Source organism: Actinoplanes sp. NPDC026623, assembly GCF_040638275.1.
Classification (GTDB): Bacteria; Actinomycetota; Actinomycetes; order Mycobacteriales; family Micromonosporaceae; genus Actinoplanes.
The window spans coordinates 1-4,824 of record NZ_JBEZXZ010000350.1; the positions used below are offsets into that span (position 1 = coordinate 1).

8 protein-coding genes are annotated in these 4,824 nt (G+C 72.7%); 3 read left to right on the forward strand and 5 right to left on the reverse strand.

Going from position 1 to position 4,824, the window contains the following annotated elements; all coding sequences use genetic code 11:
- Window positions 1–97 precede the first annotated feature (97 nt).
- The 3 genes from AB0F10_RS44220 to AB0F10_RS44230 are packed head-to-tail and all read right to left on the reverse strand — an operon-like array spanning window position 98 to window position 1,365.
- Window positions 98–550, reverse strand: coding sequence for an SRPBCC domain-containing protein (locus AB0F10_RS44220; protein ID WP_360640325.1), 453 nt, complete (start codon window positions 548–550; stop codon window positions 98–100).
- A 27-nt stretch (window positions 551–577) separates the two neighbouring features.
- Window positions 578–919 carry a metalloregulator ArsR/SmtB family transcription factor gene (locus AB0F10_RS44225; protein ID WP_360640328.1) on the reverse strand — a complete coding sequence of 114 codons (342 nt, stop codon included), beginning with the start codon at window positions 917–919 and terminating at the stop codon, window positions 578–580.
- Window positions 916–1,365, reverse strand: a complete 450-nt coding sequence (locus AB0F10_RS44230) for an SRPBCC family protein (RefSeq protein ID WP_360640346.1) — start codon at window positions 1,363–1,365, stop codon at window positions 916–918. Before AB0F10_RS44230 ends, AB0F10_RS44225 begins: the two co-directional genes overlap by 4 nt.
- A 130-nt stretch (window positions 1,366–1,495) precedes the next feature.
- Between AB0F10_RS44230 and AB0F10_RS44235 the strand changes: the two genes are divergently transcribed.
- The 3 genes from AB0F10_RS44235 to AB0F10_RS44245 are packed head-to-tail and all read left to right on the forward strand — an operon-like array spanning window position 1,496 to window position 3,150.
- Window positions 1,496–1,981, forward strand: a complete 486-nt coding sequence (locus tag AB0F10_RS44235; protein WP_360640331.1) for a DUF488 domain-containing protein — start codon at window positions 1,496–1,498, stop codon at window positions 1,979–1,981.
- A gap of 19 nt (window positions 1,982–2,000) precedes the next feature.
- Complete coding sequence (locus AB0F10_RS44240; RefSeq protein ID WP_360640334.1) at window positions 2,001–2,543, forward strand: NUDIX domain-containing protein; 543 nt, start codon at window positions 2,001–2,003, stop codon at window positions 2,541–2,543.
- A gap of 10 nt (window positions 2,544–2,553) precedes the next feature.
- Entirely contained in the window at window positions 2,554–3,150 is a 597-nt protein-coding gene (locus AB0F10_RS44245; protein WP_360640337.1) for a GrpB family protein, read from the forward strand.
- On the opposite strand, the gene AB0F10_RS44250 is transcribed toward AB0F10_RS44245, so the two are convergent.
- Together AB0F10_RS44250 and AB0F10_RS44255 are read right to left on the reverse strand one after the other, a co-directional pair.
- A complete protein-coding gene (locus AB0F10_RS44250) occupies window positions 3,137–3,721 on the reverse strand; it encodes a TetR/AcrR family transcriptional regulator (RefSeq protein ID WP_360640340.1) in 585 nt (194 codons plus the stop codon). The genes AB0F10_RS44245 and AB0F10_RS44250 overlap by 14 nt on opposite strands.
- Before the next feature lie 51 nt (window positions 3,722–3,772).
- Window positions 3,773–4,824 (reverse strand): aldo/keto reductase (locus AB0F10_RS44255; RefSeq protein ID WP_360640343.1); only part of this gene is annotated, 1,052 nt, incomplete at its 5' end.

The window sequence follows — 4,824 nt, forward strand, 5'->3', positions numbered from 1 at the left end:
CCCCGGGGGCGCCGCGCCCCGGGGGGGGCCGTTCGCGGGGCCCCCCCCCCCCCGGGGGGGGCGCCCCCCCCGGGGGGGCCCCCCCCCCCCCGGCGGGTCAGTTCCAGCTATCGATCTTGACGTCGTGCGGGTCCGGAGCGCCCTTGCCGGTCTCGACCAGCGACTTCAGGCTCATCAGGTAGACCGCCCACTTGGTGCTGCAGTGGTGCATGAACTCCACCGGCTCGCGCCAGCCGCGGTGGGCGAAGAGCACGTCGGTGTATTCGCCGGCCGGGGAGAGGCGCCAGTCGACCTGGGTGCCGATCCACTCCTCGGGCCCGTCGACCACCTCCCACAGCACGCGCCCGGCCGGGTCGAGCTCGAGGACCTTCATGTCGAACCCGCCGCCGTCGGCGACGGAGAACCGGAACTGGACCACGCCGCCGGGCGCGTCGCCCTCGCCCCGGGTGTCGGTCGTCCACCAGCGGGTCAGCCCGTCGGTGGTGGTCAGGGCCGCGTAGACCTCGGCCTCCGGCGCCTTGATTCCGACCTTGTGCAGGATGTCAACCATTGCCGTTTCCCTTCTCCACAATCTCCACTATCGAATGTCTTTCGCGCGCTGCACCGCCTCGGCGATGAGCTTGATGCGCCGCAGCCTGGAGTCCCACGCCGCGCCGACGGAGGACAACTGCGCGACCGCGCGGGCAAGCTGGGCCTCGTCCACCCGGTAGCGCCGCTCCCGGCCGGCCGGCGTGCCGTGCACCAGGCCGACGCGGTCGAGCACGCCGAGATGTTTCGCGATGGCCTGGCGGGTCACGGGCAGCCGCACGCTGAGGCTGGTGGCCGTGCCCTCACCGTCGGCCAGGAGCAGGTCGAGCATCCGCCGACGGGTCGGATCGCCGACCGCGGACCACAGGTCGTCGTCGACGGCCGTGATCACGGCGCCGACACCAGCCGTGCGACGTAGTCGCCCAGCCGGGGCACGAAGGTGTCCCAGCCGGTGCTGTGGTCGAGGTAGTGCTCCGCGACCTTCGCCTCCTCCCAGCCCATCTCCCGGAACCCGGTCTCGGTGAGCCGGATCGTGGTGCCGGAGCCGGACGGGGTGAGCTCGAAGGTGACCAGCAGCGAGTCGGCGGAGTCGACGTCGCCGTCGTTGTGGCACCAGCGGAACGAGAACAGCCGGGGCGGCTCGGCGCTCACCACCCGCATCGGGACCACCTGGACCCGGTCGCCCCAGACGAACTCGCCGACCGCGCCGGGGGCGACGTCGTACCTGGCGTCGTCGGTCCACCACTGCGAGATGTGCTCGGGCCTGCTGACCACCTCGAAGACCACCTCGGGCGAGGCGTCGACGTGGATCTCCCGCTCGATGCTGCCGTACTCCATGCTCGCCACGCTCTCTCGATAAGCAACCATCGGTTGCGTATCAAGCTAGCCCACCTCCGGCCGATACGCAACCATCGGTTGCCCATGTGAGCGCAGGTGCCATCGGCCACGGGGGGTACGGTGATGTTCGATGCTCAAAGTGGCGACGATCGGCGTCTACGGCTTCGACGGCGAGACCTTCCTGCAACGGCTGCGGCAGGCGGACGTCCGCCTGCTGCTCGACGTGCGCCAGCGCCGCGGCGTCCGCGGGCCCGAGTACGCCTGGGCGAACTCGCGCCGGCTGCAGGCGGCCCTCGCCGGCGCCGGGATCGGCTACGAGCACCACACCGAACTGGCACCCACCACCGAACTGCGCCTGATCCAGTACGCCGAGGACGACCGCGAGGGGGTCGGCCGGCGCTCGCGCCACGAGCTCGCCGCCGAATACGCCCGGCGCTACACCACCGAGATCCTCGACAACGCCGACCTCACGCCGATCCTGTCGGCGCTGCCGGACGGCGGGACCGCGGCGCTGTTCTGCGTGGAGCGCGATCCCGAGGCATGCCACCGTTCGCTGATCGCCCGGCGGCTGACCGAGCGGCACCGCCTCGAGATCGAGCACCTGCGCCCGCTGTGACCCATGGTTCGATGGCGGGATGACTGATCAGTCGCCGCTCTCGGCGCACGAGATGCTCGACATCGTGGACGAGGACGACCGCGTGGTCGGCCGGGCACCACGCGCCGAGGCGTACGCCAGGAGGCTGCGGCACCGCTGCGCCGCCGTCCTCACCCGCGACCCGGACGGCCGGATCTTCGTGCACCGGCGGACGGCCCGCAAGCTCGTCTTCCCCAACATGTACGACATGTTCGTCGGCGGGGTGGTCGGCGCCGGCGAGACGTACGACGAGGCGGCGTTGCGCGAGGCGCGGGAGGAGCTCGGGGTGCGGGGCCTGCCCGCGCCGGTGCACCTGTTCACGTTCCGCTACGAGTCGCCCGAGCACTCGTGGTGGGCCTCGGTCTACGAGGTGCGCTGCGACGAGCCCGTGCGCCCGCAGGCCGAGGAGGTCGCCTGGCACTCGTTCCTCACCGAGGAGGAACTGGCCCGGAAGATCCCCGAGTGGACCTGGGTGCCCGACGGCCTGGAGGCCTACCAGCGGCTCCGCGCCTGGCGGGACGGATCGGTTGATCGGGACCGATAACGTGCCGCCCATGCGACTGCCCCCACTGCCCGCACCGTCAGCCCCGCTCACGCCACAGCAGATGGCGCAGCGCGTCGTCGGTGATCGGCCCGCCGAGGTGACCAGCCCGATCACCATCAGCCCCTACGATCCGCGCTGGCCGGAACGCTTCCGGCGGGCGCAGACCCGGATCCGGGCGGCCCTCGGTGACCGGGCCCAGGTTGTCGAGCACGTCGGCTCGACCGCCGTGCCGGGGCTGGCCGCCAAGGACCGCATCGACATCGACCTGATCGTCGCGGACCCCGCCGACGAGGACGCCTACGTGCCGGCGCTGGCCGCCGCGGGCTTCACGCTGCGCACCCGGGAGCCGCACTGGTACGAGCACCGCTGCCTGTGGACCGACAACCACGACGTCACCCTGCACGTCTTCGGCCCCGACTGCGACGAGCACCTGCGGCACCTCATCTTCCGCGACTGGCTGCGCGGTCACCCCGCAGACCGGGACCGCTACGCGGCGCGAAAATACCGGACCGCGGCGGAGCATCCGATGTCGATGGCGCACTACACCCACGGCAAGGCCGACGTCATCGTGGAGATCCTCGAGCGCGCGGGGCTCAAGCCGGCGTGAAGAGCAGGTCGAGGTGGGCGTCGAGCGCGCGCAGGGCGACCTCCGGCGTGTAGTGGCCGCCGAGCAGATAGACGCCGAGCCCCTCCATGGTCGCGAGCAGGCCGGCCGCGGCGGCGTCCGGGTCCTTTGCCGCGCCGCCCGAGCGGATCAGGCCGGCCACGAACCCGAGCAGTTCGCGGGTCTGCTCACGCAGCGGGGCCGCGGCCTCGACCCGGACCGCCGTGTACGCCAGGAAGGCGAGCGCGACCCGCCCGTACGCCCGGCTCTCGTCGTCGAGCGGCAGCACCCCGGTGAGCAGCGTGCGCAGCATCGGGCGCGGGCCGGGGTCCGCGCCGAGCCGGCCCATCCGCTCGGTGATCCGGGTCTGCTGCCGCTCCTGGACGACGGCCATCGCGAAGGTCATCATCTCGTCCTTGGTGCGGAAGTAGTGCTGCACCATGCCGGTCGACACCTCGGCCGCCGCCGCGACATGCCGCAGGCTGACCGCCTCGAGGCCCTGCTCGGCGGCGACCCGGAAGAGCGCGTCCGCGATCAGGGTGCGCCGCGCCCGATGGTCCACCTGCTTCGGCATGCCGACGATGATTTCACAATGCAGTCATACCGCCGCGCCGGACGCCCGGGGTCAGGGCCGCAGGTGCGGCCCCAGCAGGGTCAGGTCCGCGGGCGAGAGCCGGTCGCGGGCGGTCTTCGCCTGGTGCCAGTACGGGTACAGCAGCGGCGGCGCGCTCGCCTCGTCGAGCCGCGCGCGCTCCTCGGCGGTGAGCGTCAGGTCGGCCGCGGCCAGGTTGTCGGCGAGCTGCTCACCGGTCCGCGCCCCGATCACGAGCGACGTGACGGCCGGCCTGCCCAGCAGGTACGCGAGCGCCACCTGGGCCGGCGAGACGCCCCGGTCGGCGCCGATCGACACCAGCACCTCGACCGTGTCGTAGAGCCGCTCCTGGTCGTACACGGGCGGCTCGTTCCACTCGGTGAGCTGGCGCGAACCGCCGGACGGCCGCACGCCGCGCCGGTAACGGCCGGCCAGCAGGCCGCCGGCGAGCGGGCTCCACACCAGCACGCCGAGCCCCTGGTCGACGGCGGCCGGGATCAGCTCGTACTCGGCGTCGCGGGCCTGCAGCGAGTAGTAGATCTGCTGGCTGACGAAGCGCGGCAGCCCGGTGCGGTCGGCGGTGCCGAGCGCCTTCATCAGCTGCCAGCCGGCGTAGTTGGACGCGCCGACGTAGCGGACCTTGCCGGACCGCACGAGCGAGTCGAGGGCCTCGAGGGTCTCCTCGAGCGGCGTCTGCCCGTCCCACTCGTGCACCTGGTAGAGGTCGATGTGGTCGGTGCGCAGCCGGCGCAGGCTGGCCTCGCAGCCGGCGATGATGTGATGCCGCGAGAGGCCGGCGTCGTTGGGCCCCGGGCCCATCGACATCCGCACCTTGGTCGCGACGAGGACGTCGTCGCGGCGGCCCTCGAGCACCTCGCCGACGATCTCCTCCGAGAGCCCGCCGGAGTAGACGTCGGCGGTGTCGATCAGGTTGACGCCCGCGTCGAGGCACTGGTCGACCTGGCGGCGGGCCTGCGCCACATCGGTCGACGGACCGGTCAGCTCCTCGGCGCGGGCGAGCAGGGCCCGCCGCTCCGGCTCGGAGGGTGCCGCCGCGGCCGCCCGTTCGAAGAGGGTCACGGCGG

What these genes read in the sequence shown, in the direction of transcription:
- AB0F10_RS44220 (WP_360640325.1), bottom strand. Translation starts at nt 550, where the DNA reads ATGGTTGACATCCTGCACAAGGTCGGAATCAAGGCGCCGGAGGCCGAG.
- AB0F10_RS44230 (WP_360640346.1), bottom strand. Translation starts at nt 1,365, where the DNA reads ATGGAGTACGGCAGCATCGAGCGGGAGATCCACGTCGACGCCTCGCCC.
- AB0F10_RS44235 (WP_360640331.1), top strand. Translation starts at nt 1,496, where the DNA reads ATGCTCAAAGTGGCGACGATCGGCGTCTACGGCTTCGACGGCGAGACC.
- AB0F10_RS44240 (WP_360640334.1), top strand. Translation starts at nt 2,001, where the DNA reads ATGACTGATCAGTCGCCGCTCTCGGCGCACGAGATGCTCGACATCGTG.
- AB0F10_RS44245 (WP_360640337.1), top strand. Translation starts at nt 2,554, where the DNA reads ATGCGACTGCCCCCACTGCCCGCACCGTCAGCCCCGCTCACGCCACAG.
- AB0F10_RS44250 (WP_360640340.1), bottom strand. Translation starts at nt 3,721, where the DNA reads ATGCCGAAGCAGGTGGACCATCGGGCGCGGCGCACCCTGATCGCGGAC.